At 41.3% G+C, this 24,550-nt stretch carries 22 protein-coding genes; 6 read left to right on the top strand and 16 right to left on the bottom strand.

Annotated features, from left to right (window positions below):
* Positions 1 to 158: 158 nt before the first annotated feature.
* From ispD to ACT3QP_RS09700, 11 genes are all read right to left on the bottom strand, one after another.
* Positions 159 to 893, bottom strand: coding sequence for a 2-C-methyl-D-erythritol 4-phosphate cytidylyltransferase (gene ispD, locus ACT3QP_RS09750; protein WP_444525332.1), 735 nt, complete (start codon positions 891 to 893; stop codon positions 159 to 161).
* Positions 894 to 1,037: 144 nt separating this feature from the next.
* Entirely contained in the window at positions 1,038 to 1,346 is a 309-nt protein-coding gene (locus tag ACT3QP_RS09745; protein WP_444525331.1) for an FtsB family cell division protein, read from the bottom strand.
* A 127-nt stretch (positions 1,347 to 1,473) separates the two neighbouring features.
* Entirely contained in the window at positions 1,474 to 2,790 is a 1,317-nt protein-coding gene (gene eno, locus ACT3QP_RS09740) for a phosphopyruvate hydratase (RefSeq protein ID WP_444525330.1), read from the bottom strand.
* Between the two features lie 321 nt (positions 2,791 to 3,111).
* Positions 3,112 to 5,454 (bottom strand): heavy metal translocating P-type ATPase, encoded by a 2,343-nt coding sequence (locus ACT3QP_RS09735; protein ID WP_444525329.1) that lies wholly within the window; start codon positions 5,452 to 5,454, stop codon positions 3,112 to 3,114.
* A 378-nt stretch (positions 5,455 to 5,832) separates the two neighbouring features.
* Positions 5,833 to 6,057, bottom strand: a complete 225-nt coding sequence (locus tag ACT3QP_RS09730) for a heavy-metal-associated domain-containing protein (RefSeq protein WP_444525328.1) — start codon at positions 6,055 to 6,057, stop codon at positions 5,833 to 5,835.
* 54 nt (positions 6,058 to 6,111) lie between these two features.
* The gene (locus tag ACT3QP_RS09725) at positions 6,112 to 6,372 is read right to left on the bottom strand and encodes a heavy-metal-associated domain-containing protein (RefSeq protein ID WP_192518188.1); all 261 of its coding nucleotides are present in this window, start codon (positions 6,370 to 6,372) and stop codon (positions 6,112 to 6,114) included.
* Between the two features lie 39 nt (positions 6,373 to 6,411).
* The gene (gene kdsA / locus ACT3QP_RS09720) at positions 6,412 to 7,287 is read right to left on the bottom strand and encodes a 3-deoxy-8-phosphooctulonate synthase (protein WP_444525327.1); all 876 of its coding nucleotides are present in this window, start codon (positions 7,285 to 7,287) and stop codon (positions 6,412 to 6,414) included.
* Positions 7,288 to 7,508: 221 nt separating this feature from the next.
* Complete coding sequence (locus tag ACT3QP_RS09715; RefSeq protein WP_192518190.1) at positions 7,509 to 9,143, bottom strand: CTP synthase; 1,635 nt, start codon at positions 9,141 to 9,143, stop codon at positions 7,509 to 7,511.
* Between the two features lie 193 nt (positions 9,144 to 9,336).
* Positions 9,337 to 10,374: a porin gene (locus ACT3QP_RS09710; RefSeq protein WP_444525326.1), complete on the bottom strand. Its 1,038-nt coding sequence runs from the start codon at positions 10,372 to 10,374 to the stop codon at positions 9,337 to 9,339.
* A 578-nt stretch (positions 10,375 to 10,952) separates the two neighbouring features.
* Complete coding sequence (locus ACT3QP_RS09705; protein ID WP_444525325.1) at positions 10,953 to 11,111, bottom strand: hypothetical protein; 159 nt, start codon at positions 11,109 to 11,111, stop codon at positions 10,953 to 10,955.
* A 180-nt stretch (positions 11,112 to 11,291) separates the two neighbouring features.
* Positions 11,292 to 13,490: a malate synthase G gene (locus tag ACT3QP_RS09700; protein WP_444525324.1), complete on the bottom strand. Its 2,199-nt coding sequence runs from the start codon at positions 13,488 to 13,490 to the stop codon at positions 11,292 to 11,294.
* Between the two features lie 888 nt (positions 13,491 to 14,378).
* Here ACT3QP_RS09700 and ACT3QP_RS09695 point away from each other — a divergent pair.
* Complete coding sequence (locus tag ACT3QP_RS09695) at positions 14,379 to 14,993, top strand: tRNA-(ms[2]io[6]A)-hydroxylase (protein WP_444525334.1); 615 nt, start codon at positions 14,379 to 14,381, stop codon at positions 14,991 to 14,993.
* 217 nt (positions 14,994 to 15,210) lie between these two features.
* Here the strand turns inward: ACT3QP_RS09695 and ACT3QP_RS09690 are convergent, their stop codons facing one another.
* The 5 genes from ACT3QP_RS09690 to mtgA form a co-directional block, all read right to left on the bottom strand.
* Positions 15,211 to 15,510 carry a hypothetical protein gene (locus ACT3QP_RS09690; protein WP_444525323.1) on the bottom strand — a complete coding sequence of 100 codons (300 nt, stop codon included), beginning with the start codon at positions 15,508 to 15,510 and terminating at the stop codon, positions 15,211 to 15,213.
* Positions 15,511 to 15,577: 67 nt separating this feature from the next.
* Positions 15,578 to 15,823: a hypothetical protein gene (locus ACT3QP_RS09685; protein WP_444525322.1), complete on the bottom strand. Its 246-nt coding sequence runs from the start codon at positions 15,821 to 15,823 to the stop codon at positions 15,578 to 15,580.
* A 56-nt stretch (positions 15,824 to 15,879) separates the two neighbouring features.
* The gene (locus ACT3QP_RS09680) at positions 15,880 to 16,050 is read right to left on the bottom strand and encodes a hypothetical protein (RefSeq protein WP_444525321.1); all 171 of its coding nucleotides are present in this window, start codon (positions 16,048 to 16,050) and stop codon (positions 15,880 to 15,882) included.
* Positions 16,051 to 16,488: 438 nt separating this feature from the next.
* A complete protein-coding gene (ppk1, locus tag ACT3QP_RS09675; protein ID WP_444525333.1) occupies positions 16,489 to 18,666 on the bottom strand; it encodes a polyphosphate kinase 1 in 2,178 nt (725 codons plus the stop codon).
* Positions 18,667 to 18,851: 185 nt separating this feature from the next.
* Positions 18,852 to 19,538, bottom strand: a complete 687-nt coding sequence (gene mtgA, locus ACT3QP_RS09670) for a monofunctional biosynthetic peptidoglycan transglycosylase (RefSeq protein WP_444525320.1) — start codon at positions 19,536 to 19,538, stop codon at positions 18,852 to 18,854.
* A 208-nt stretch (positions 19,539 to 19,746) separates the two neighbouring features.
* Between mtgA and ACT3QP_RS09665 the strand changes: the two genes are divergently transcribed.
* From ACT3QP_RS09665 to ACT3QP_RS09645, 5 genes are all read left to right on the top strand, one after another.
* On the top strand, positions 19,747 to 20,058 hold the full coding sequence (locus ACT3QP_RS09665; protein ID WP_192518199.1) for a glutaredoxin family protein: 312 nt from the start codon (positions 19,747 to 19,749) through the stop codon (positions 20,056 to 20,058).
* A 40-nt stretch (positions 20,059 to 20,098) separates the two neighbouring features.
* Positions 20,099 to 21,286: an alpha-hydroxy acid oxidase gene (locus tag ACT3QP_RS09660; protein WP_192518200.1), complete on the top strand. Its 1,188-nt coding sequence runs from the start codon at positions 20,099 to 20,101 to the stop codon at positions 21,284 to 21,286.
* Between the two features lie 12 nt (positions 21,287 to 21,298).
* Positions 21,299 to 22,237 carry a rhomboid family intramembrane serine protease gene (locus ACT3QP_RS09655; protein ID WP_444525319.1) on the top strand — a complete coding sequence of 313 codons (939 nt, stop codon included), beginning with the start codon at positions 21,299 to 21,301 and terminating at the stop codon, positions 22,235 to 22,237.
* Positions 22,238 to 22,342: 105 nt separating this feature from the next.
* The gene (locus ACT3QP_RS09650; protein ID WP_444525318.1) at positions 22,343 to 23,155 is read left to right on the top strand and encodes a MipA/OmpV family protein; all 813 of its coding nucleotides are present in this window, start codon (positions 22,343 to 22,345) and stop codon (positions 23,153 to 23,155) included.
* Positions 23,156 to 23,372: 217 nt separating this feature from the next.
* A complete protein-coding gene (locus tag ACT3QP_RS09645; protein WP_444525317.1) occupies positions 23,373 to 24,293 on the top strand; it encodes a hypothetical protein in 921 nt (306 codons plus the stop codon).
* The last annotated feature ends 257 nt before the right edge of the window (positions 24,294 to 24,550 follow it).

The following is a 24,550-nucleotide window of genomic DNA, read 5'->3' as shown; positions in this document are numbered from 1 at the left end:
TTTAGAGAAGTTTTTTTGGATTTAATAATAGAAAAGTGCTGTGAAAGAGTAAGTGATTTCTCATTTATATTAGGACCTGTCCTCAATTCAAGCGATAGTCATATAACCAGGCCAAAAGCATGACTCAGTTAGATCCTATCGGCAATACCTCAGGATGACTATGTTTGAGCAGTCAGAATGGCAGCCAACAATGTGGCATCATCAGGATAAGTGAGTTTGATGTTTTGGCGACTGCCTGTCACTAGTCGAATAGGTAGCGCTAAGTGCTCAAAAGCACTGGCTTCATCAGTAATATCTAGTTGATACTCGGTGACATGTGCAAGGACTTGCTGTAATTGATCTAGGCGAAATACTTGCGGCGTTTGTGCTTGCCACATATGACGACGATCTATCGTGCATTTAGCATAAGAGTGAGTGCTATTTATAGGCTTGTTTTGAATGGTAGACTGGAGATAAGCCTCTTTTAGGGTATCCGCCACAGGAGTCGCTAAGATAGCACCATAAGGCTCTATCATCGCTGCTTCAATAACGTTATCAATATCATGACTGGGTACAGCAGGACGTGCCGCATCATGAATCAGCACCAAGTCTGAATCAGCAGCACCTGCATTACTAATTGCCTCTACGCCTGCCTGTACTGACTGCCAACGCTCAGCTCCACCAATAGCATAGTGTATTGGTAGCACAAAATCGAGTGTGCGAGCTATAGTGTCATCTGCTGCTATTACCAACAAACACTTAGTAATATAAGTACTACAAGCAAGCCTTGCCACACTATGCTGTAACAATGTTTGCTCTTGCAACATAGTATATTGTTTGGCTATAGACGATCCAAAACGACTACCGCGACCAGCTGCAACGATCATGGCATGTATATGAGGTGTGGTGTTCATAAGATGATACTCAAAAAACAGCCATCATGGCTGAAACTCATGATAGGATGACTAAGGAGAAATGAGCTAAGTAAAGACTTTTAGATGAATGGTGGCTTTATTATAGGTAGCGAGAGATACAATCTTTGAGAAAAGCAAGAGTGCTCAATAACGGCTATGAGTCGTTGGTGCGGTTGATACTTGTACAAACGTCTCATTTGGTTTAATCAAGCCCAAGTCTAAGCGAGCGTGTTCTTCTACTGCCTCAAGACCAGTTTTTAGATCATATACGTCAGTACGTAGTAAATTATTTGCAGCCACTTGATTATCATTTAAGTGTTGCTGCTCTTCGATTTGCGCCGTTAGCTTATTATGTTCGAAACGACCATTTTCACCCAGCCAATACTGATATTGCAACCCTAAAAGTACGGCAACGGCTAAAGCAAGTAGGATAAATTGGCTAAAGTATTTCATAAATTGGTAACGCCAAACGATAGAGAAACAGTAAATTAGGGTTAGACTGACTAAAACGAATATATTGGTTGAGCGATACATCCTCATAATAGTGATGATATATCGCTCATTTTTCCATCCAACTTATTTAACCACGTAGACCGATAAACTCTTCACGGCCACGATAACTTGCACGCACTTGCTGCTCGATACGTAGCAGCTGATTGTATTTTGCAACGCGATCTGAACGGCATAGTGAGCCCGTTTTGATCTGACCTGCTGCTGTACCAACGGCTAAATCTGCAATGGTGCTGTCTTCTGTCTCACCTGAACGGTGTGAGATAATCGTTGCATAACCGTTGTTCTTCGCAAGATAAATCGCATCTAGTGTTTCTGACAGAGTACCGATTTGATTAAACTTAATCAAAATCGCGTTAGCAATTTTCTTATCAATACCTTCTTGCAAAATAGCAGGGTTGGTCACAAACAAATCATCACCAACCAATTGAACTTTATCACCAATCTGCTCAGTCAAATACTTCCAACCATCCCAATCAGACTCATCAAGACCATCTTCGATAGAGATGATAGGGTACTGACGTGCTAGACCTACCAGGTAATCTGAAAAACCTTGGCTATCAAAGGCTTTATTGCCTTCGCCTGCCAAAACATACTGACCGTTTTTATAAAATTCACTCGCCGCACAATCTAACGCCAGATGAATATCTTCACCTGCTTTATAGCCAACTTGCTCAATCGCTTGCATGATCACGGTAATGGCTTCTTCATTGCTACGCAAGTTTGGTGCAAAGCCACCTTCATCACCAACAGCGGTATTCAAGCCTTGTGACTTTAACACTGATTTTAAACTGTGAAAAATCTCTGTACCCGCACGTAGCGCTTCTGAGAAGCTCGTGAACCCAACTGGCTCAATCATAAACTCTTGGATATCGACGGTATTGTCCGCATGCTCGCCACCGTTTAAGATGTTCATCATTGGTACAGGCATCGTCAGTGATGTCTGATTGCGCAAATTGGCAATGTACTGATGTAATGGCAAATTTTGTGATTTAGCAGCAGCTTTAGCAGTAGCCAGTGATACAGCTAGCATCGCATTAGCACCAAGATTGTCTTTATTTTCTGTGCCATCTAGCGCAATCATTGCATCGTCAATGCTTTGCTGCTCTGTCACGTCTTTGTCCAGTAGAGCGCTACGAATTTGGCTATTGACGTTGGCAACGGCTTTTTTGACGCCTTTACCCATGTAGCGATCTTTGTCGCCATCACGCAATTCAAGCGCTTCACGTGAGCCAGTAGAAGCGCCACTTGGTGCAGCAGCACGGCCAATAGTGCCATCAGCCAAAATAACATCGGCTTCAATCGTTGGGTTACCGCGCGAGTCTAAAATCTCACGTGCACGAATGTCTTTAATTGCGGTAACGTTGGTGGTTTCTTCAGCGTACATAATGTCTGTTAATTCCTTTGGTCATGCCAAGTTTGTGGGATAAATAACGGCAACTAGAATACAAAAAAGATAAAGCAAAATATCATATAGCACCTGTGCTTAAAGTAGCTTTACATATTTGTAAAATCGGCCAAGTCTGAGTACGATTAAAGGTTTGTTTAGCATATCAAAAGCTGGCTATAGTGCGTGGCATCATAGCATAAATTTTACTAAACTTCCTTTATCTTACACCAACTTACGCCCATAAAATTACAGATGAGTAACTATAGTAGACGTAAACGAACTGGTCAGTTGGCGATGATATTAACAATGAGATAGCGCTTAAATTTTCGTCGAAGCCGCGTTATCAGTGTGAGCGTTAGAAACGGTATTCTCTAGCTCCACCTCTGTTTTAAATTTTGTCAATCGCAATGCATTCATCAATACTGAGATAGAACTGAGCGCCATAGCAGCAGCGGCAATCATAGGGTTTAAAAAACCAAAAGCGGCAAGCGGAATACCAATACAATTATAAATAAAGGCAAAAAACAAATTTTGTTTAATATTGCGCAATGTCGCTTGAGCAATTTTTTGAGCAGCATCAATATGCATGAGCGACTCGCCCATCAATCGTGCAGAAGCACTGTGCTGTGCCACATCAGTACCCTCAAACATTGCAAAGCTGGCATCGGCTGTTGCCATTGCTGGCGCATCGTTAACACCATCTCCTGCCATCGCCACTTTATGACCAGCAGTTTGTAACAAGGCAATTTGACTCGCTTTATCACGTGGGCTCATCTTACCGTACGCTTGCTTGATACCCAGCTGCCCTGCCACATGATCGACGACGGACTGCTTATCACCACTCATCAAAATAACATTAATACCAGCAGATTGTAATGCTGCGACCGCTTGTGGCGTATCAGCTTTTAGATCATCCGCCAAAGCAAAAGCACCTAGTGCTTCATCGTTGATGCTAACTGCAACGGTGCTGGCAACTTGCCATGCTTTGGGCATCAGCTTGGGCAGCGTCAAATTAGCAAACGCTGCCGTACCAACCTTGATAAGTCCAAGTCCATCAATATGCGCTTGTATACCAGCACCTTTGATAACACTAATATCGGTCACACTCATCAATGGCAAATGACGATTATTTGCCGTATCAACTAACGCTGTCGCTAGCGGGTGACTGGCATGCGCTTCCACACTAGCTGCAAGTTGCAAAACATCATCAACAACAAGCGATTTATCTACCATCACATGATCAACGATAGTCGGCTTACCAATAGTTAGCGTACCTGTTTTATCCATAACAACAGTATCAATGTTACCGGCGGCTTCTAGGCTTTGGGCATCTTTGAACCACACACCATGACGGGCGGCGACACCCATACCAGCCATGATAGCGGCTGGCGTGGCCAAACCAAGCGCACAGGGACAAGCAATAACTAATACTGACACCGCATGCATCAATGCCGTATCCACCATACCTGTCAGCCACCATGTGACACCAAAGGTAACTAAGGCAATCGTTACGACAACAGGGACAAAAATCGCAGTGACTCTATCGGCAAGACGCGCTAAATCAGCTTTTGATCCTTGTGCATCACTGAGCGCTTGTACCATATCGCCTAATTTGGTGTCACTGCCTTTAGCACTGACGCGATATAGCAAGCTACCGTTTTCGACCAAAGCCCCTGCTAATAGTTTACTGCCCTCTTGTTTTTTAAGTGGGACTGACTCACCTGTTAAATGGCTTTCCACACACCAGCCACTACCATCAATTACAATACCATCTGTCGCTACTCGGCTACCTTGCTTTGCACGCAAAATATCACCAACTTGAACGTCTCTTAATGCGACGTTATGAAAATCACCATTTGGCTGCTGCTGCTCGACTTCGTCAGGGGTCAATGACAATAATAAATCAATACTGTTTAGGCTCTGCTTTTTGGTACGCTCTTCCAGATACTTACCTGTCCGTACAAACGCAATGACCATTACCCCAGCTTCAAAATATACCGCAGGTGCATCCACATGACCACTTTGCAATAGACTGTTCAAACTGCCATCACCATGTGTCAGCCATAAATACGTTGAATAAGCCCAGATTGTTACTGTACCGATGACTACCAGTACGTCCATATTGGCAAGACCGCCTTTAATTGAGGCCCACGCACTCTTATAAAATGGCAATGCCAATCCAAACTGTACAATCGTAGCAATGATAAACTGCAACCAAATTGGTGGCATCCACGCCATACCAGAACCTGTCAGCATGCCTACCATACCGACCAAAAACGGCACCAAGCAAATCCATAACCCAATCAATCGCCAAGGATACTCTGTGGCCGTATCTTTAGCAGTTTGCTCAAACAAGCTATCACCTGCCTGAATATTGGCCACAAAACCTGTCTTGTTTACCCATTCCATGACTTGCTCAGGTGTGGCTTGTGTAGAGTCAAAATCGACATTGGCAGTCTCACCTGCAAAATTCACACTTACCTCGTAAACTGCAGGTTTTTTGTTCAAAACTTTTTCGATACGTGAAGCGCAGGCCTGACATGTCATACCATCAATCGCTAGTTGTAGATGGGATCGATCTGGTGTGAGTGGTGTACTGGAATGACTGTCCGCTTTAGTATCATAGACAGCACCATTGTCAGGCGAGGTAAAATTATTCATAAATAAAACTCGGTATGGCATTTATTCGTTATAGCATTTATAAAATCTTATGAGCCATAAAAATATCAGTAGGTGGGAAAATAAAATCTAAATACGCAGTGCTCAGATTTTCTGTCGTTGAATTCAAACGGTTTTGATACTATAGTCAAAGTATTTTTAAATCGCTACAGTGCTGCTGGGATAAATTTTTCGCAGCCTCTGTGAATACAGCAAGCAAGTAAAATTTGTACCAGTAGCACCATAATACAATCGTATCGGTTTTATGTTTCTTTGACTATAGGCAATCTATACAGATCTAAGAGACAAGCCAATAGCAGCAACCTTTGAGCATTAAAAAACCAGCCATGATAGCTGGTTTTATCAAAGAAAAAACCATAATTATGAACGAACAACAGTCGCGTCAAAACCAGCGTCATCAATAGCGGAGACGATTGCCTCGACACTAGTCTTACTATCATCAAAGGTAACGGTCGCTTGATTGTCTATCAGCTCAATACTAATATCATCTAAACCATCGATATCAGCAGTTGCATTGTATACACTGGCTACGCAGCCACCGCAAGTCATGCCATCAATTTTAATAATACGGGTTTGCTCTGCCATGTTAGGCTCCTTATTTTTATGTATGAATAGATAAGTGTATTAATAAATAAGTTTTTACGACTCATCATCGTAATGTGGATTTTGTGGTGCATCAATAGGAAATGGTTGGGTTACATAATCGACCATACTAATTGCTGCTGTTAGCGCATGAATACTCGTCTGAGTATCATCATAACGTACCATAGCGATATGATGAGCGGTATCCAAATCGATAGCGGTGACACCTGTGATATTTTTTAGCGCAGTCATCACGCTATCTAATCCTTCAGCGTCATCGATGTTTGCAATACTGACTTGTGCTGTTTGCATGGACATTATAGTACCCTCCTGTTCTGATGCTATTAGCAAGTACTGCTAATGAGTGTCTAGGGTTTCAAAACCTTTGACCAAGTCATCAATCTGCTTAAGCTGACGCAAAAATGGCTCCAGCTGACTCATACGCAATGCACAAGGACCATCACATTTTGCCGTTTCAGGACTTGGGTGCGCTTCTAAAAACAACCCTGCCAACCCTGTTGCCATACCTGCACGTGCAAGTGTGGTGATTTGCTCTCGACGACCACCAGCACTATCACTACGCGCACCAGGCTGTTGTAAACTGTGCGTTACATCAAAAAATACAGGGATATCCATCTGCTTCATGGTGTCAAAACCAAGCATATCGACAACTAGATTGTTATAACCAAAAGCACTGCCACGCTCACACAGTATCAATTGGTCATTACCACCTTCGAGACATTTGTTGACGATATGGCGCATCTCATGTGGTGCTAAAAACTGGGCTTTTTTGATATTGATAATGGCGTCTGTCTTTGCCATTGCATGAACCAAATCCGTCTGACGTGATAAAAAAGCAGGTAGTTGAATAATATCCGCCACTTCAGCGACAGGTGCTGCTTGATGTGGCTCATGAACGTCAGTAATAATAGGTACTTGATACTTTTCTTTAATTTGGCCCAACCAATCAACCCCTTTCTCTAATCCTGGGCCTCTATACGAGTGTAGACTTGAACGATTGGCCTTATCGAAGCTGGCCTTAAAGACATAATCAATCCCCAAACGTTGACATATCTCAATATACTGCTCTGCAATCTCAAACGCCAATTCTCTAGACTCTAAAACGTTCATACCACCGAACAACACAAATGGTTGATCGTTACCGATATTAATGGTGTTATTACTGGGTGTCGTAAGCTGAATATGTGATTGTGCTGCTGATAAATTATCCATTAAGCAATCTTCCTATTTATTGTTATCTGAATTTCTATCGCCTATTGTAACCGATAGCCAAATTAATAAAAGTATTCAAGCGTAATCACCTGCAATCAAGCAAGATATCAGAAATATAAGTCATACTTCTGCCTCTAAAAATGCAGATTAAAAAAAGACCGATTCGAAAATCAGTCTTTTTTTAGGCAAATATAAAAGCGTTGAGTGCTACTTGATTTGAGCTATTTCGCTTCGCTATAGTTCTTCGCTGCTTTTACAAAGCTATTAAACAGTGGATGACCACCACGTGGCGAGCTGGTAAATTCAGGGTGGAACTGTACAGCGACGAACCACGGATGATCAGCAAGCTCAACTGATTCAACCAAATGCTGCTTGGCAGAATAGCCCGATATGCTCATACCTGCTTGTTCTAGTGGCTCGATATAGCGATTGTTCATCTCATAACGGTGGCGATGACGCTCAGTGATGTTTTTAGTACCATAAATTTGGCTCAACTTGCTACCAGCGACCAATTCGGCTTGCTGTGCACCTAAACGCATGGTACCACCAAGATCTGAGTCATCATTACGAATCTGTAGCTCACCGCGCTCATCTAACCACTCGGTGATAAGACCGATGATTGGCTCTGCTGTCTTACGATCAAACTCAGAGGAATTAGCATTAATGTTTAGCACATTGCGCGCATACTCAATCACTGCGAGCTGCATACCGAGGCAGATACCCAAATAAGGAACGTTGTTTTCGCGTGCATAAGTGATGGCTTTCATTTTACCAATGGTACCGCGCTCACCAAAACCACCTGGCACTAGGATAGCATCAGCATCATTGAGCTGCGCCAATAAGCTGTCATCATCTTCTAAACGTTCAGCATCGACATAATCAATCTTGACGTCTGCTTTGTGCATGATACCAGCATGGAGCAATGCTTCGTTAATAGACTTATAAGCATCAGGTAGCTCGACATATTTACCGACCATCGCGACAGTAACCGTCGTCTCAGGATTCAACTGCGCTTCAACCACTTTATCCCAATCGCTCAAATCAGCTTCTGGTACGTCAAGACCAAAACGCTCACAAATCAAATCATCAAGATCTTGCTCATGCAACGTACGCGGTATTTGATAGATGCTTTGAGCATCTTCACACATAATAACCGCACGCTCTTCTACATTGGTAAATAGTGCAATCTTATGGCGATTGTCTTGTGAAATGTGATGTTCAGAACGGCAAATCAGTACATCAGGCTGTAGACCGATAGAGCGCAACTCTTTCACTGAATGCTGAGTTGGCTTGGTTTTGGTTTCACCGGCACTTGCGATATAAGGCACTAATGTCAAATGCATCAGCATAGCTCTATTACGGCCAAGCTCTACTTGCATTTGGCGTACCGCTTCCATGAATGGCAGTGATTCGATGTCACCAACGGTACCACCAATCTCGATGATAGCGATGTCATAACCTTCACCACTGGCCAAGATTTTGCTCTTGATTTCGTCAGTGATATGCGGGATAACTTGTACCGTACCGCCGAGATACTCACCACGGCGCTCTTTATTCAAGACGTTTTGATAGATACGACCACTGGTAAAGTTATTGCTCTTACTCATCTTTGAATGACGTAAAAAGCGCTCATAATAGCCCAAATCTAGATCTGTCTCTGCGCCATCTTCGGTAACGAACACTTCACCATGCTGGAATGGGCTCATCGTACCTGGATCGACATTGATGTACGGATCCATTTTGGTCATCGTGACAGTCACGCCACGTGCTTCGAGTATCGCGGCAAGAGACGCTGCGGTGATACCTTTTCCTAGTGAGGACACTACCCCACCGGTCACAAATATAAACTTGGTCATAGTACTCTTTCGGTAATTGGTAAAGAAGGATTTTACTAAAAATACGCCATAAAATATAGGGCAAAAATGCAAACTGTCTGAAACTCTTATTTTTTTGTATGGGCAATCAACATTGTTCTGTCATTAAAACACCACACAACAAAAAAACCCACCCCGAAGGATGAGTTTTTTTAATCAGATTCTAATGGTTAGATTAGAATTTGTATTCGATACCAGCACCGATACCAAAGCCATCAAAGTCTACTTCTACACGGTCATATCTACCATCTACATAAGTTGTAAGAGTTTCATCTTCAGCGCCAGCATAAGCACCGTAGATATGACCAGTTGTTGCTGCGTTGAATGCATACTTGCCACCTACAACTGCACGGTAAGCTTCAGAATCCTCAAAACCAGCGTAGTTGTTTACAAAGTCACCTTGCGCATAGGCAGTCCAAGGAGTCGCAGTAGCCATCTCACCACTGATAGTGATTGCATTTTCGTTGTCATCAGTATCATAGTCAGTGTTTTGATATAGAGCACCTAGCGTCACAGCTGGGCTGATTGCATAGTTACCACTAACACGTGCTGCTTTAAAATCACCTGCTTGGATGTAAGAAGCACCAACGTTCATTGGACCTGTTTCATACTTAGCACCAAGACCGAAACCATCACGATCTAATGTATCAGTGCTGTTGTTTTCGTCCATTGCATACATTGCCATGAACTGTAAACCGTTGTTAACAGGCGTGAAGTAAGCAAAAGAGTTGTTGATACGTGGCGCATCAAAGCTCGCTAGTACGTTATCACCACCTAATACACCACCTTGAGTGACGTTGGCATAGTTCACATAGTCATCAATAGCAGTCAAACGACCAGCTACTACTGTACCGTATTCTGCATTTTCTAAACCAAGATAGGTATCACGTGAATAAAACTGATCACCATCAGCATCAACATCAATACCATACTCTAATTGATAAAGGATGTCTGTGTTTGCAGTTAAAGCTTCAGAACCTTTAAGACCAATACGTGAAGAGTTAGAGTTTAGTTGGCTACGATCATCTGCATCTACTGAACTGTTTGATGTGCCAGTAACACTTCCATCAGCAGCATAATTTGTAATTTTAGTATCAGTGTCGCCAGTATTAAGATCTAAAGTTAAAAAGGCTTTACCATATACGGTAGGAGCGGCGTTGGCTGCAGAAACAGATAGGGCAGCAACTGCTGTAGCTAAAAGTAGTTTTTTCATGGGTATCTCCACTTTACAATTTTAGTAATAAGCTAGCTATTATTAGCTGGTGCTCATAATGGTATCGTCACAAATCCTCAAAGATATAATGTGTAACTGGCTACCGAGATTAGTCAGGAACAAGTGTGGCGAATTTCTATTACAGTAAGATGAAAAAAACCATGGCTTACACGATTGGGATTAAAAAAGTAACATTCATGTAAATATTGGTCTTTATCACTCCATTGCGTAACATCCGTTACCAAACTCATACTTCGAGTACAAGCATATCAACTTTGACATAATTTGCAACACATTTTTTTGGTTTTTGAATATAGAAATCCGCAAACACTATATCCCTTATAGAATGTAAGCCTTTACAAAAATTCCTCTGTTTTCTCAAAGAGATAAAGGCAGGATTGATTAGTATAAATACTAAAAACATAACATCGTGGTCATAAATATCATATAAAAGACAAAAATAAAGCGATACCTGTCGAAACAAGTATCGCTCATAATATGTTTGTAGTCCTGTAACAAAACCCTGTTACAGATCTCAGCTACATGAGCTTATTACCAGACCAAGCGCCATGATTCAACTATCGAGCCACATTATTATCAACACCGATATCAACACCGATATCAACACCGATATCAACACCGATATCAACACCGATATCAACACCGATATCAACACCGATATCAACACCGATATCAACACCGATATCAACACCGATAAAATAAACTAATGTTGTCAAAGCAGGCAATCACTTTAAACGTAGTGACCAAAACGACAGCCAAACTCAAAAAATAGTCAGGATAATATCAAGCGATTTAATGCAGTTGAGCCAGAATTTGGGCCGCTTCAAGCCATTTACGGCTTAAATGATCTCAGTGCTAGGTCACAGCCTAGCATCAGTGTATAGCTAGCTCTAACTCTAAGTATTCGCTTTTAAGTCAAGGCGTGCTTGATGCAGTAATGGCTCAGTATAGCCACTAGGTTGCTCACGACCCTTAAACACCAAGTCACAAGCCGCTTTGAATGCATAAGAGTTTTCAAAATCACTGGCCATCGCTTGATAACTGCTGTCACCAGCATTCTGCTCATCAACAACTTTTGCCATGCGTTTCATGGTCTCTAACACTTGCTCTTCACTGACGACATTATGATGCAACCAGTTGGCTATATGCTGGCTTGAGATACGCAATGTGGCCCTATCCTCCATGAGACCGACATCATTGATATCAGGTACTTTAGAGCAACCTACACCTTGATTGACCCAACGTACAACGTAACCTAAGATGCCTTGAGCGTTATTGTCTAGCTCTTGCTGCTTTTCTTCTTTTGTCCAGTTGGTATCTTTCGCCAATGGAATGGTCAAAATATCATCTAAGCTGGCACGCTCACGTGATTTCAGGCCATCTTGGACATCAGCGACATTTACTTGATGATAGTGCATACTGTGTAAGGTTGCGCCTGTTGGTGATGGCACCCATGCGGTACTGGCACCAGACTGAGGATGTGCCGCTTTAGTATCCATCATTTCCTTCATCTCATCAGGCTTCGCCCACATGCCTTTACCAATCTGAGCAACACCCTGTAAACCTGTCTCTAGACCGATATCTACATTCCACTGCTCATAAGCTGGTTGCCATGTTTGTGACTTCATCTCGCCTTTTGGTACAAATGCTCCAGCATTCATACTGGTGTGCATCTCGTCACCCGTACGGTCTAAGAAGCCTGTGTTAATAAAGATGACACGTTCTTTTGCTTGACGAATGGCTTCTTTTAAGTTGACCGTCATACGACGCTCTTCGTCCATGATACCGATTTTGATAGTATTGCGCTCTAGGCCTAATAGATCTTCTGTCGCGTTAAACAAGTCATTGGCCATTTTCACTTCTTCAGGGCCATGCATTTTTGGCTTAACAATATACATAGAGCCTTTACGTGAATTCGATAGCGCGTTTGTACCTTTGAGATCATTTAAAGATAATAGCGGTGTAATCAGACCATCCATCAGGCCCTCAAATATTTGCTCTTGACCATTCCCTAAATCCACTAGGATTGCTGGATTTTGCATCAAGTGACCGACATTACGGATAAGCAATAATGAACGACCTGGCAGGATAAGCTTGCCACCGTCTGGCGTGGTGTATTCACGGTCTGGATTCTGCTTACGAGTGCGTGTCTTGCCACCTTTTTCAAAAGTTTCTTGTAGGTCTGCATTCATCAAGCCAAGCCAGTTGCGATAGACTTCAACTTTTTCTTCGGCATCAACGGCAGCGATTGAATCTTCACAATCTTGAATCGCAGTAATCGCGGACTCAAGCAATACGTCTTTGATGTTTGCTGGATCATCTTTGCCTACTGGATTATTGGCATCGATTTGAATTTCGGCATGCAAATTATTATTTTTTAATAAAATACCTGTAGGCGCTGCTGCATCACCCACAAAACCTGCAAATTTTTCAGCGGCTTTTAGCGAAGTGCTACTATCACCCTGAACAATCTCAAGCTGACCATCAACGATTTTAAAGCCTGTTGCATCATTGTATGAACCTGATGCTAGCGCAAAATGCTCATCTAAGAATGCTTTAGCGTAAGCAACAACAGCAGCACCGCGAGTCGGATTATAGCCGCCTGTCGCTTCTTGACCATTTTCATCACTAATGACATCGGTACCATATAACGCATCATATAAACTACCCCAACGTGCGTTGGTCGCGTTCAATGCATAGCGAGCATTGCGTACGGGTACCACCAGCTGTGGCCCTGCAATATGCGCAATCTCGTCATCGACATTTTGGGTACTGACTTTGAAATCATCACCCTCTGGTAATAAATAGCCAATCTCTTGTAGGAAAGCCTTATATGTTGGGTAATCAATTTCACCATCTTTGGCAGGGTGTTGTAGATGCCACTCATCAATCTGTGCTTGAATCTTGTCACGAGTTTCTAGTAGCGCCTTGTTGCGCGGGGTGAACTCTTTAATGACTTTTTCAAAACCTAACCAATAACTGTCTGAATCAACACCGACTTTCGGCAGCACTTCGTTTTCAATAAAATCATACAATTGCTGATCGATGGCAAGAATACCTTTTTGAATACGATTGGCGTTAGAAGATTGGCTCATGTTGTTATCCTTATCTGTTCGTGAGGGTATAAAAACGAAGTTACTACCGCAATGGTTGGACATTGTCGGTCTTAGACATCTATTCCAAGTTTAGATGAAGTACGAAGCAAACTTATTGTTCTATCTTATAAGCTTGTCATGAATAGCGACTCAAGCATTTATGCTATGCTACTGAAGTGAATTTTCAATCTGAATACTTACGACTAAATGGACTAAAAATAGCTGAACCTTTACCAAGCCACTTTCCTTGTTTGGCTACCATTTGTCTTATTTTTATATCCATTTTCAAAATGAGAACACACTTTGGCATGATATTTCAGCCATAGCATCAAAAGATGCTTATTAATAATATGCCAAAAACCGGTAACAGGCGCAAATGTATTTGTTTATTCTGCAATGACTGCAACTGGATAACTGCTACTTTATACCGTACTGCCAGTTGCTATAATACTTATCACTCATGACTAAGCGATGATACATATATCAATCACAAGATAAAAAATATGCTTCAATGAAATCTCATCGTACTATCAAATAAAGAAATAAACAAGAGAATAGCATTCACCAAGTAAATACTGGGGTTGTCTAATAATGATAACCTATACACCATCAGAGCTAAGGCAGCTCCTGCATCATTTTTAAAATGAAGAGATGGCTTGGTAATGAAACATAAGTAATAAAACATATATAAACAGTGAATAATCATTGCTTGAGCAATTTTTACTTATTGGTTATCTACCTCATTTTTATATTCACTCAACACGTATAAAACACTTGACCATGACAGAGACTATGAACCAAGAAAATATGACATCCCATTACATTAACGACAATCTCATTACTGAAAACGCTACAGAGCAAGACAGCGTTGATGTCACACAACTACGCATGTCTATAAAGGTAGATCTATCCCCTATTTATAACTTTTTGGGTGCTCGAACGACTCAGGACTGGGTATATGCTGCCATTGAAAACTTGCCATTAATCATTCAAGATCATGCCAACTGCGAAAAAAAAGCCGCTGGCACTGCCATGAATCTCATCTTTCGCTATGAGTTCTCTTATGACTTACAGCGGAAGCTCGCACAGTTGATACGTGAAGAAATGCTGCATTATGAGCAGGTATTGGGCATCATGAACGATCGTGGTCAGGAGTGGGAATACTTGAGTGCTGGACGCTACGCTAAAGGTATGTTGAAGCACAAACGTACTTACGAGCCAGCAGCAATGGTTGATGTGCTTATTATCGGAGCGTTTATCGAGGCACGCTCTTGCGAACGTTTTGCAGCATTGGCTGAAGTTATTAACGATGAGCGCTTGGCAAAGTATTACCGCTATTTACTGAAGTCTGAAAGTCGGCATTTTGAAGACTATCTAGCACTAGCACAGTCATTGGCTGAAGAGAATATTGATGACAGAGTCGCATTCTTTAAAGAAGTAGAATCAGAGTTGATATCTAGCCCTGATACTGACTTACGCTTTCACAGCGGCACACCTGCTTAGGTATTGATAGCTATATTTTGGATCAAGAAATTTAGATCAAGAAATTTAGACCAAGAAAAAAGATGCCGTTACCGCTCAAACCAACTTGAACGGTAACGGCACCATTTCTGATTGAATCTGGCTATTGATATCTCTTCTTACGATATGTCTGGTGAAAGCCACTGCTAGCATTAGGGCGTGCTCCCAGTTCAAACAACAACTTTATATCAGCTAAGCATTAGCTGTCTTTTTCATCAGATTTTAATACCCGTGATTGCGCATTGTCAGCGTTTGCATAACGGTTCAGATTGTTTATATCTTCACTCTTACAGTGTTCTCCTGCAACCGTATGCTCATTGATACCATCATCAAACGCATTACCTTCTTGATCACGACGATCAGGCTGGCGTGCAGGGTTATCATTATCATTGACGTGTTTTGAGTGAAACACACTTTCTTCGAATGTATCCGTCCCTTTATTCTCAGTAGTATTCTTTTCTATCTGATTGTCGGTTGATACTGGCGCTTTGTGTTCCATGGTTATGTCCTTATTATTTTTATCTACATACTTTCTTAGAAGTTACTTTAATTACTACCAAACGTACTTAGTTTTGCTGATTTAGATTATGAACATTCAAATCTGCCACGTTTTTGCCACCTGCTGGTAAGTCTTCTTCTTTTCGAGGATCAGCATATATTTCATCAGTCTCTTGTGAGTCTTGTTGTGGACCATCAATATCTGTCTCATGCTTGCGCCCTTCGTAACTGTCTTGCTCATGCTTGGTCTGTGATGCGACCTGATGGTCGATTGTTACCTCTTCTTCGTTACTTGATGTTTTATCGGTTGTCATAGCGTATCCCTCAAATTGATATGTTAAACAGTCAATTAAAACCTTTATGACACTGACTATTTATCGGTGCGTAGCTCCTCTTTAATAAAAGAGGTCTGTTCATCTTCGCTCAATGTTTCAGGCGTGGCGCTCTTTTGCTCATCTTTAAGGTTCTTTGCAATTTTTTCACTATCTGCTCTCTCGGCTGCCTGCTTAATATCTGAACTGTCATTATTGGTATTACTCATAATTAGATCCTTTTCTTATAATTTAGGAAGCGTTTTTTATTTTGCTAATCAGCTGACGAATAACGTTAATACTGATATTAAGTATAAGGAGGACATTACGTACCTAACCAGTGTGCGGCCGTATCAATATGTATATAAATGTGAGGTTACAAGACAGTTTGTAACTTATATAATCAGTGAACGACTAAAACCACTACGGTATTACTTTCATTAGCCGTGCTGAATGTACAATCTGCAGTGGTCTACCTGTTACCTATTCTAGAATTTTTTTATAAATACCAATCTCACACAGTATGAGTGACGATGTCTGTGTCTATGTGTGTCTCTGACCATACAAATAATTTGCCAAAAAAAACCAAGCGCTAGTATTTACTGGCGCTTGGCTTTTTCAATTCATTCACAACATTCAATAAGTTTAAACAGTCATTCAGAGAGTAGCTACACTGAATCTCCTACACCATTGATATTTTTTAACAAGTACTCTTGGGCGATATGTGGTGTTTCACCAGTTGCCGGCTGCAGGTGTGTCCAAACACCATTGCCATCAAGCGTCCAAGCTTGCGTATTGTCTTTGAGATAATTCAGTAAGCCATCTTGGTAGACTTGCTTAAACAATTTTTTGTCTTCAATTGGAAACGCTACTTCAACGCGGTGAAATAAATTACGATCCATCCAATCAGCACTACCACAATATAAACGCTCATCACCATTATTATAAAAATAATAGATGCGCGTATGTTCTAAAAACCGACCTATCACTGAACGCACCGTAATATTCTCAGACAAATCTTTTACCTGTGGACGCAGGCAACAAATAGAACGTAAAATCAGCTCAATTTTGACCCCTGCTTGCGAGGCATCATATAGCTTGGCAATCAGTTTTCGTTCCGTCAAAGCATTGACCTTTACGATAATATGGGCACGCTTACCTTTTTTTGCATGAGCAATTTCATCGTCGATAAAGCTCATCAATTTATCATGTAAGGTGAATGGTGCATGCAATAGTTTTTTTAGATTGGCTGGTTTACCCATTCCTGTCAGCTCTTGGAATATTTTGTGCACGTCTTCTGAGATATCAGGATCGGCGGTGAATAAACCATAATCAGTATAGACTTTCGCGTTGGCTGCGTGATAGTTGCCCGTACCTAAGTGCACATAGCGACGGATGCGGTTTTCTTCACGACGGATAATCAACATGAGCTTGGCATGGGTTTTATAACCAACGATACCATACACTACAACCGCGCCCGCTTCTTGTAAGTAGTTAGCGACAGCAATATTAGAGGCTTCATCGAAACGTGCCCTCAGCTCGATAACTGCGGTTACTTCTTTACCATTACGGGCAGCCGCTGCGAGTGCTTTGACAATTTCTGAATTGGTGCCGGAGCGATACAAGGTTTGCTTAATCGCTAGCACTTTTGGATCACTGGCCGCTTGCCATAATAAGTTAATAATTGGCGAAAAAGCATGAAAAGGATGATGCACAAGCACATCTTTTTTTCGTATCGCGGCAAACATACTGGTCGCTTTGTCCAGCTTATCCATCTCACGGCGAAACTCTTTGGGAATTACATGGTTAAACGGCTGATAACGCAGCGCTGGAATATTGAAATCAAATAACAACCTTGTCAGGTTGACAGGACCATTAACGCGATACAACTGATTGTCATGTAGCTCAAACTCATTGAGCAAATAGTCACTAATGTCTGTTGGACAGTTGGTCGTGACTTCTAAACGGACTTTATCACCAAAGCGACGGTTTTCGAGCTCACCTTCTAACGCTTTGGCAATATCTTCGACATCATCAGCCACATCTAGATCAGCATTACGGGTCAATCTGAACTGATGACAGCCCGTCACATTCATACCAGGAAACAACTCACCGATATGTTCGTGAATAATGGCGGATAACATGACGTGATGCTCTTTGCCGCCAGTTAACTCATCTGGCAGACGAATCACACGTGGCAGACTGCGCGGTGCTGGCACAATTGCAAGGTTTATATCACGGCCGAAAGCATCTTTACCTTCTAGGCTGGCAATGAAGTTCAAGCTCTTATTGACCAAACGCGGAAACGGATGTGCTGGGTCAATACTAATCGGTGTGAGTACTGGTGATACTTGCTCGGTGAAATAACGCTTCATCCATGCTGATTGCTCAGCATTGAGCTCATCGCGTTTGAGATAACGAATGTCTTCCTTAGCAAGCGCTGGCAAGATATCTTCGTTAAGAATACGATACTGCTCATCGATAGCCGCATGCATTATGGTCGCTATCTCACTAAGCGACTCGCTCGGACGCATGCCGTTGGCACTTGTAGAGACATCTCCAACATTGAGCTTTTGCATAATTCCTGCAACTCGAATCTCAAAAAACTCATCGATATTGGATGAAAAAATAATCAAGAAGAATAAGCGCTCAAGCAACGGATGACGAGGACTGGCTGCCTGTGCCAAAACACGCAGATGAAACTGTAATAAAGACAAATCACGGTTGAGATAGCTACTCGGTGAATAACTGCCATCTTCTGAACGCTGCCATGCTACTTGGGTTAAGTTTTTATTATCAGCAGTTTGGACTTTCTCATTCACATCAGCATTATTCACATCAATAATGTCCTGCTCATGACTGCTCTTTTTATCATTCACATCTATCACCTTGTTGCTCCTATCGCGTTATCGATACATCACCACTTTTAATACCGCTATTGTTAATACATTATTATTGATATCGTCATTTTTGATACTGTCACTAATAATACTATCATTTGCTATACTATTATTAAGGCTAACATAGAGCACTACTCTGATTGCGGTAAGACTGCATTTTTCATACGTTTTTTGATAATGCTTTGTTTATTGCGCAATCGTCTATCACCTTGATTGTCTTGGTAATACTTTGGATTGGTCAACATAGAAATAAGTAAAGATGATTCATCACGATTAAGATTGGCAGCAGGTTTATTAAAATAATGCTGCGCAGCCGCTTCGACACCATAAATACCATTACCAAACTCTGCCACATTGAGATAAGCAGTCAAAATACGCTGTTTATCCCATAGGGCTTCAATCATCACGGTAATAACCGCTTCTTCTCCCTTGCGAGCATACGAGCGATGCGAAGTCAAAAACAAGTTTTTTGCCAATTGCTGAGTAATCGTTGAACCACCCGCAGACGTTTTACCTGTTTCTTCATTTCTTTTCATTGCTGCTTCAATGCCTTTCATATCAAAACCATTATGCTGGCTAAATGTCGAGTCCTCGCTTACTATCGCTGCTTGTTTGGCAGATTTTGCAATGTCATCATACTCTACCCAAGTCTGAGTGACTGAACCCTCGGTTATGCGATGCGTCAGCATAAACATGCTGTTATTAATCGGCTGCGTTTTCCAGATCAATAGTAGTCCAGCGACCAACACATGGAACACCACGACTATGAGCATTAATGCCAATAATAGTCGTTTGATAAATTTGCCAAAACTTGCCATGCGCGATATCCAAGTGATTAAAAAGCTAATAAGATGAAATGATAAATCAATAACGAGAAGCAGCAGGTCATCTTACCTAATCTCACAATCGCTGTCATTATTTACCCTACTTCTTTATCATGTCATAATGGTTAAACCGTCTGTATGCTTTGGAATAAAATTATAAAATCAGGACTTTTTTGATAATTATTAAGACAAGAGAACAAATATGTACGATGATAGTCATATAAAAAATTTACGAGCACGTATCATAGGCACCAATCCAAACCTTGATACAGTTGAAAATAGAGATAAATGGTGGTTGCTTGGCACCGCTGGCTGTCATTTATGTGACATCGCAGAGCAGCAGCTAATTCAATTTCAAGCGGTACAGCCCATCGATTATCACTATATCGATATCGCTGATTTTGATGAAACATTAATGTTAGAGTTTGCCACCACCATTCCTATTATTTTGACACCCTCAAAACAACTAAACTACCCATTTTCAGTACTGGACTTACAGCAACTCATCGTTTGATAATATTTAAATGGTCATAAAACCCTATAGTGAGAAAACTATGAAAGATTTAAAAAAAATAACAGAAATTGAAGACCTGCGCCGCATCGCTGAGCGCAAAGTACCACGTATGTTTTACGATTACGTCGATTCAGGCTCATGGACGGAGACCACGTATCGCAATAACGAAACGGATTTTGATCGTATCAAACTGCGTCAGCGAGTGCTGGTAGATATGGACAACCGCAGTCTAGCAACACAGATGCTCGGTGAATCTGTCAAAATGCCAGTGGCGATTGCACCAACTGGTTTTACAGGAATGATGTGGGCGGATGGAGAAATCAAAGCCGCACAGGCCGCTGAAAAGTTCGGTGTGCCCTTCTCACTCTCAACCATGAGCATCTGCTCAATCGAGGACGTCGCTGAAAACACCAATGCGCCATTTTGGTTTCAACTATACGTCATGCGTGATAAAGATTTTATGACCAATCTGATTCGCCGTGCGAAAGCAGCAAACTGTTCTGCGCTTATTCTCACCGCTGATTTGCAAGTACTAGGTCAACGCCATAAAGACATCAAAAACGGTTTGTCTGCGCCGCCGAAACCCACACTCGCTAATATGCTGAATCTAGTGACCAAGCCAGAATGGTGCATGAATATGCTCGGCACCAAACGTCATACGTTTGGCAACATCGTTGGACATGCCAAAAACGTCGAGGATCTCTCATCATTGTCAGCATGGACTGCCGAACAGTTCGATCCGCGCTTGAGCTGGGATGATGTCGCCCGTATCAAGGACGAATGGGGCGGAAAACTCATCATAAAAGGCATTATGGAACCAGAAGATGCCATACTAGCCGCCCGTAGCGGTGCCGATGCGCTGGTTGTCTCAAACCATGGTGGTCGCCAATTAGATGGTGCACTGTCCTCTATCTCTGCGCTTTCTGATATTGTGCAAGCGGTCCATGCTGAAAACAGCGATATCGAGGTCTGGCTAGATAGCGGTATTCGCTCTGGTCAAGATGTATTAAAGGCTATCTCGCTGGGTGCAAAAGGCACCATGATCGGCCGAGCGTTTTTGTATGGTCTAGGCGCTTATGGCGAAGACGGTGTCCGCCGTGCGCTTGAGCTAATCTATAAAGAGTGTGATATTAGCATGGCGTTCTGTGGTCATACCGATATCAATACCGTCACTGACAATATCTTGGTAAAAGGTACCTATGAAAACCTCAAAACTACCTATCTTTAAAGCTAGCTATTTATGACCATTCAACAATTATTTAAAACGGCACCTGTCACTACTTTGTTATTGGTCAGCTTTATTGGCCTATTTGTTATACAAGTGCTGACGGGCGTCGATGCCAATAATCCATCGACAGAAAACCTATTAAACTGGGGCGCCAATGCCTTACCCTACACCATGAATGAAGACCCATGGCGGCTGGTAAGCAGTGCATTTTTGCACATTGGCCTAATGCATTTATTGTTTAATGCCTTTGCGATGTACTTCTTCGGTCAAGTTGCCGAGCCGATATTTGGCTCAGCTAAGTTTTTGGTATTGTTTTTACTGGCAGCCGTCGGTGGCGGCTTACTCAATAACTATATAACATGGCAGGCGTTATTAGAGGGAACGGGGCAGCCTGGACTATCGGCGGGCGCATCTGGTGGCATCATGGGCATCGGTGCAGCATTATTAATAGTGGCGCTGTTTAAGATATCGGTCAATGGCATGGTACTCAATCTAAAAAGCTTGATAATGATTATGGGCATCAACCTTGTGTATGGTTTTGCGGTGCCGGGGATTGATAATGCAGGACATATCGGCGGTGCTATTACCGGACTCGTCATTGCATTACCTTTTGCGATTGCCTACCGTCAACGTATGACAGTCACTCTACAAAATGCGGCTATCGATCAAAACCAATATCGACACAGTTATCAAACCGATTATCAAAGTAATGATTTAAGTATCGATTTAACTAACGACCAAAATATCTATTCGTCTACCAATATCGATCAAATATCCGATCCAAATTCTGAGACTGAGACCAGTCGCATCTCAAAAAGAAACCCTGTACAGCCCTCACCTATTTGGCAGCTGCTACCATGGCTGGTGATGTTGCTGGTCAGTATTGGTTTTATTTGGTGGTGGCAAGACATTCATGCTCAAATCATGCAAATATTAAAAACCATTGAGTAAATGCTCATAGTTATTTATCATAGCTAAACAGCTGATGCCTCTTACTCGCTTATTGCTACACAGTTGCTTTACCTTATTATTACTCTTAATTCACGAGATTCGATTATGTTTAGACTTGCAGCGCTACCTAGTATCTCTACGCGTACCATGCTTAATACGTTTACAGCCACTACATTATTGTGTGTGGCTAGCATGTCTAACGCTGCACTGTTTGAGGACAACTTACCCACTGACCCAGATGCAGTATTAAGCGTCGGCGTCAACGCCATGTCTGTTAAGTCAGCTTATGATCTGGAAGACGATACTGAGATAAATGTGTTACCAGGCGCATTTTATGACAACAATCTGTTCTATATACGTGGGGCACAAGCGGGTGCTTATGTCATTAACAATAGGGAGAATCAGCTGTCTGCTTATGTCAAGCTTGCGGGTTCTGAGTTTGATCCTGATGATGCCACTGATGAGTTGGCTGGACTGGATGAACGTAAGTCATCAGCAGAGGCTGGTCTCAGCTATCAGCGTAATACATCACTAGGTGCGATCCGTGCTCAGATAGGCGCCGATGTGCTAGATCGTAGTGGTGGTAATACGGCGCGCTTGACGTATCTTGCCAGAATTACTAAGGGCAATTTAACAGTCTATCCTAGCATTGGTTTTGAATATCATGATGATGATTACAACGAATATTATTATGGTGTCAGTGATGAAGAGTCAGCAGAAACTGGTGTTGACGCTTATAGGTCTGATGCAAGCTTGAACCCTTACGTAAGCGTTAGTGCTAACTATGACTTTAATGAAAAGTGGGCAGGCTTCTTCAATCAAAGCGTGAGCTATCTACCAAATGAGCAATACGATAGCCCAATGGTAGATTCGCGTGTTGAAGCAGCGACAACGCTTGGTTTGCTTTATAAGTTTTAATTAAGTTTAGATTTTTGATATGAAAAAGCCGAGCATTTTGCTTGGCTTTTTTTTGACATAAGACTAATATTAGGACATTGCATTACATGCCTATGAGCTATCTCTCAATTATTCTGAATTTATGTTTGCTTATTTTCAAGGTTGTTATTATTATAAAATTTAACTAATCCCTCAAAAATCATGGCTAATGGTCAGACTCTACAAGATAAGACAATTTATGGAAGACGAACAAGAAAAAAATGGTTTAATATCTAAAAGAGAAAAACCTGTAGTATCAGAACTTTATTCTTTTTCAGAAGAAATAAAAAACAGGGAAAGCTGGGCAAAGATAGTAATAGCAATTATATTAACGGCGTTGGTGTCGTATAAAATAGCTATCGCTGACATTAACTTAGATTTTTCAAATTTTAACTTTAGTTTTACAGACTTACTCTCCCTAATACTGGCAATTTTTGCAATTTCTATGTCTGTAGCATTTTATTTTAAAGCAACGGACACAAGTAATAAGTTTTATGACAACACCTTTAAATTTACAAAAGATATTTCGGAAATACTTGGACGTATCGAAGCAGGTTTCGGAGCAAGACTAAAAAATCTGGATGAAGGTTATTCAGGCCTTAGAGATCGATTTGAGAATGGCTCAAGTAATTCTGAAGAATTAGATTCTAATAAAATTGAATTAGAAAAAGAAAAAGAAAAATTAAAGCAAGAGGTTTCTGAAAAAGATGATATTCTATCTGACCTTATGAGCAAAGCAGAATTGAACGAAAATGAAAGAACAGAAGTACTTAATAGTCTTAAAAGTAAAGAAAAAGAAATCTCAAATCTTAGTAACCAACTTCAATTTCTAAAACGCGAGATTAATAACAGTGAACGGTCAATAGAAAACCACTTACTCCATAAAGCACCACCTACTATTAAATCGTTGATTATTAATATAATGATGTCAAGTGGTGTACCCATAGATAAAATTATAGACGCACCAGTAAGTTGGTTGCAGAAAAAAATAATTCTTGATAAAAATAAATACTCAAGATTCATATTCGAAGATTTATTTAAATATGGAGTAATTGATGAAGAAGGAGTCTTTACAAAAGAAGGACTTCACTATATTAAGAGTATCGTAAAAAGAATGTGAAATAAATTATTTATAAACTTATATAAATCAATAGCTATAAAAAGACCTTGTCACATTACATGACAAGGTCTTTTTTGTTCTAAGAAGTATTAAATAGCTTACTTAGGATTCACCATATCAGCAGGGATTACCCACTCATCAAACTGAGCTTCAGTTAATAGCTTGCAAAAAGTTAAACGTGACAACTGGCTTATAAACGTTTAGCTCTAAAAATCAAGCATACTCAATAGAATCTAAGCATTACTTTTTAGGTACTC

Origin of the sequence: Psychrobacter sp. AOP7-B1-24, assembly GCF_052376215.1 — a bacterium.
Classification (GTDB): Bacteria; Pseudomonadota; Gammaproteobacteria; order Pseudomonadales; family Moraxellaceae; genus Psychrobacter.
The sequence above is the reverse complement of the archived record's forward strand: the minus strand, read 5'-3'. Positions and strand labels throughout refer to the sequence as shown.

Coding starts and splice junctions, on each gene's coding strand:
- ACT3QP_RS09700 (WP_444525324.1), bottom strand. CDS start 13,490: ATGAGCCAATCTTCTAACGCCAATCGTATTCAAAAAGGTATTCTTGCC.
- ACT3QP_RS09645 (WP_444525317.1), top strand. CDS start 23,373: ATGGAAGACGAACAAGAAAAAAATGGTTTAATATCTAAAAGAGAAAAA.
- ACT3QP_RS09665 (WP_192518199.1), top strand. CDS start 19,747: ATGTACGATGATAGTCATATAAAAAATTTACGAGCACGTATCATAGGC.
- ACT3QP_RS09680 (WP_444525321.1), bottom strand. CDS start 16,050: ATGAGTAATACCAATAATGACAGTTCAGATATTAAGCAGGCAGCCGAG.
- ACT3QP_RS09745 (WP_444525331.1), bottom strand. CDS start 1,346: ATGAAATACTTTAGCCAATTTATCCTACTTGCTTTAGCCGTTGCCGTA.
- ACT3QP_RS09660 (WP_192518200.1), top strand. CDS start 20,099: ATGAAAGATTTAAAAAAAATAACAGAAATTGAAGACCTGCGCCGCATC.
- ACT3QP_RS09650 (WP_444525318.1), top strand. CDS start 22,343: ATGTTTAGACTTGCAGCGCTACCTAGTATCTCTACGCGTACCATGCTT.
- ACT3QP_RS09710 (WP_444525326.1), bottom strand. CDS start 10,374: ATGAAAAAACTACTTTTAGCTACAGCAGTTGCTGCCCTATCTGTTTCT.
- ACT3QP_RS09690 (WP_444525323.1), bottom strand. CDS start 15,510: ATGGAACACAAAGCGCCAGTATCAACCGACAATCAGATAGAAAAGAAT.
- ACT3QP_RS09725 (WP_192518188.1), bottom strand. CDS start 6,372: ATGTCCATGCAAACAGCACAAGTCAGTATTGCAAACATCGATGACGCT.
- ACT3QP_RS09655 (WP_444525319.1), top strand. CDS start 21,299: ATGACCATTCAACAATTATTTAAAACGGCACCTGTCACTACTTTGTTA.
- ACT3QP_RS09685 (WP_444525322.1), bottom strand. CDS start 15,823: ATGACAACCGATAAAACATCAAGTAACGAAGAAGAGGTAACAATCGAC.
- eno (WP_444525330.1), bottom strand. CDS start 2,790: ATGTACGCTGAAGAAACCACCAACGTTACCGCAATTAAAGACATTCGT.
- mtgA (WP_444525320.1), bottom strand. CDS start 19,538: ATGGCAAGTTTTGGCAAATTTATCAAACGACTATTATTGGCATTAATG.
- ACT3QP_RS09730 (WP_444525328.1), bottom strand. CDS start 6,057: ATGGCAGAGCAAACCCGTATTATTAAAATTGATGGCATGACTTGCGGT.
- ispD (WP_444525332.1), bottom strand. CDS start 893: ATGAACACCACACCTCATATACATGCCATGATCGTTGCAGCTGGTCGC.
- ACT3QP_RS09715 (WP_192518190.1), bottom strand. CDS start 9,143: ATGACCAAGTTTATATTTGTGACCGGTGGGGTAGTGTCCTCACTAGGA.
- kdsA (WP_444525327.1), bottom strand. CDS start 7,287: ATGGATAATTTATCAGCAGCACAATCACATATTCAGCTTACGACACCC.
- ACT3QP_RS09695 (WP_444525334.1), top strand. CDS start 14,379: ATGTCTATAAAGGTAGATCTATCCCCTATTTATAACTTTTTGGGTGCT.
- ACT3QP_RS09735 (WP_444525329.1), bottom strand. CDS start 5,454: ATGAATAATTTTACCTCGCCTGACAATGGTGCTGTCTATGATACTAAA.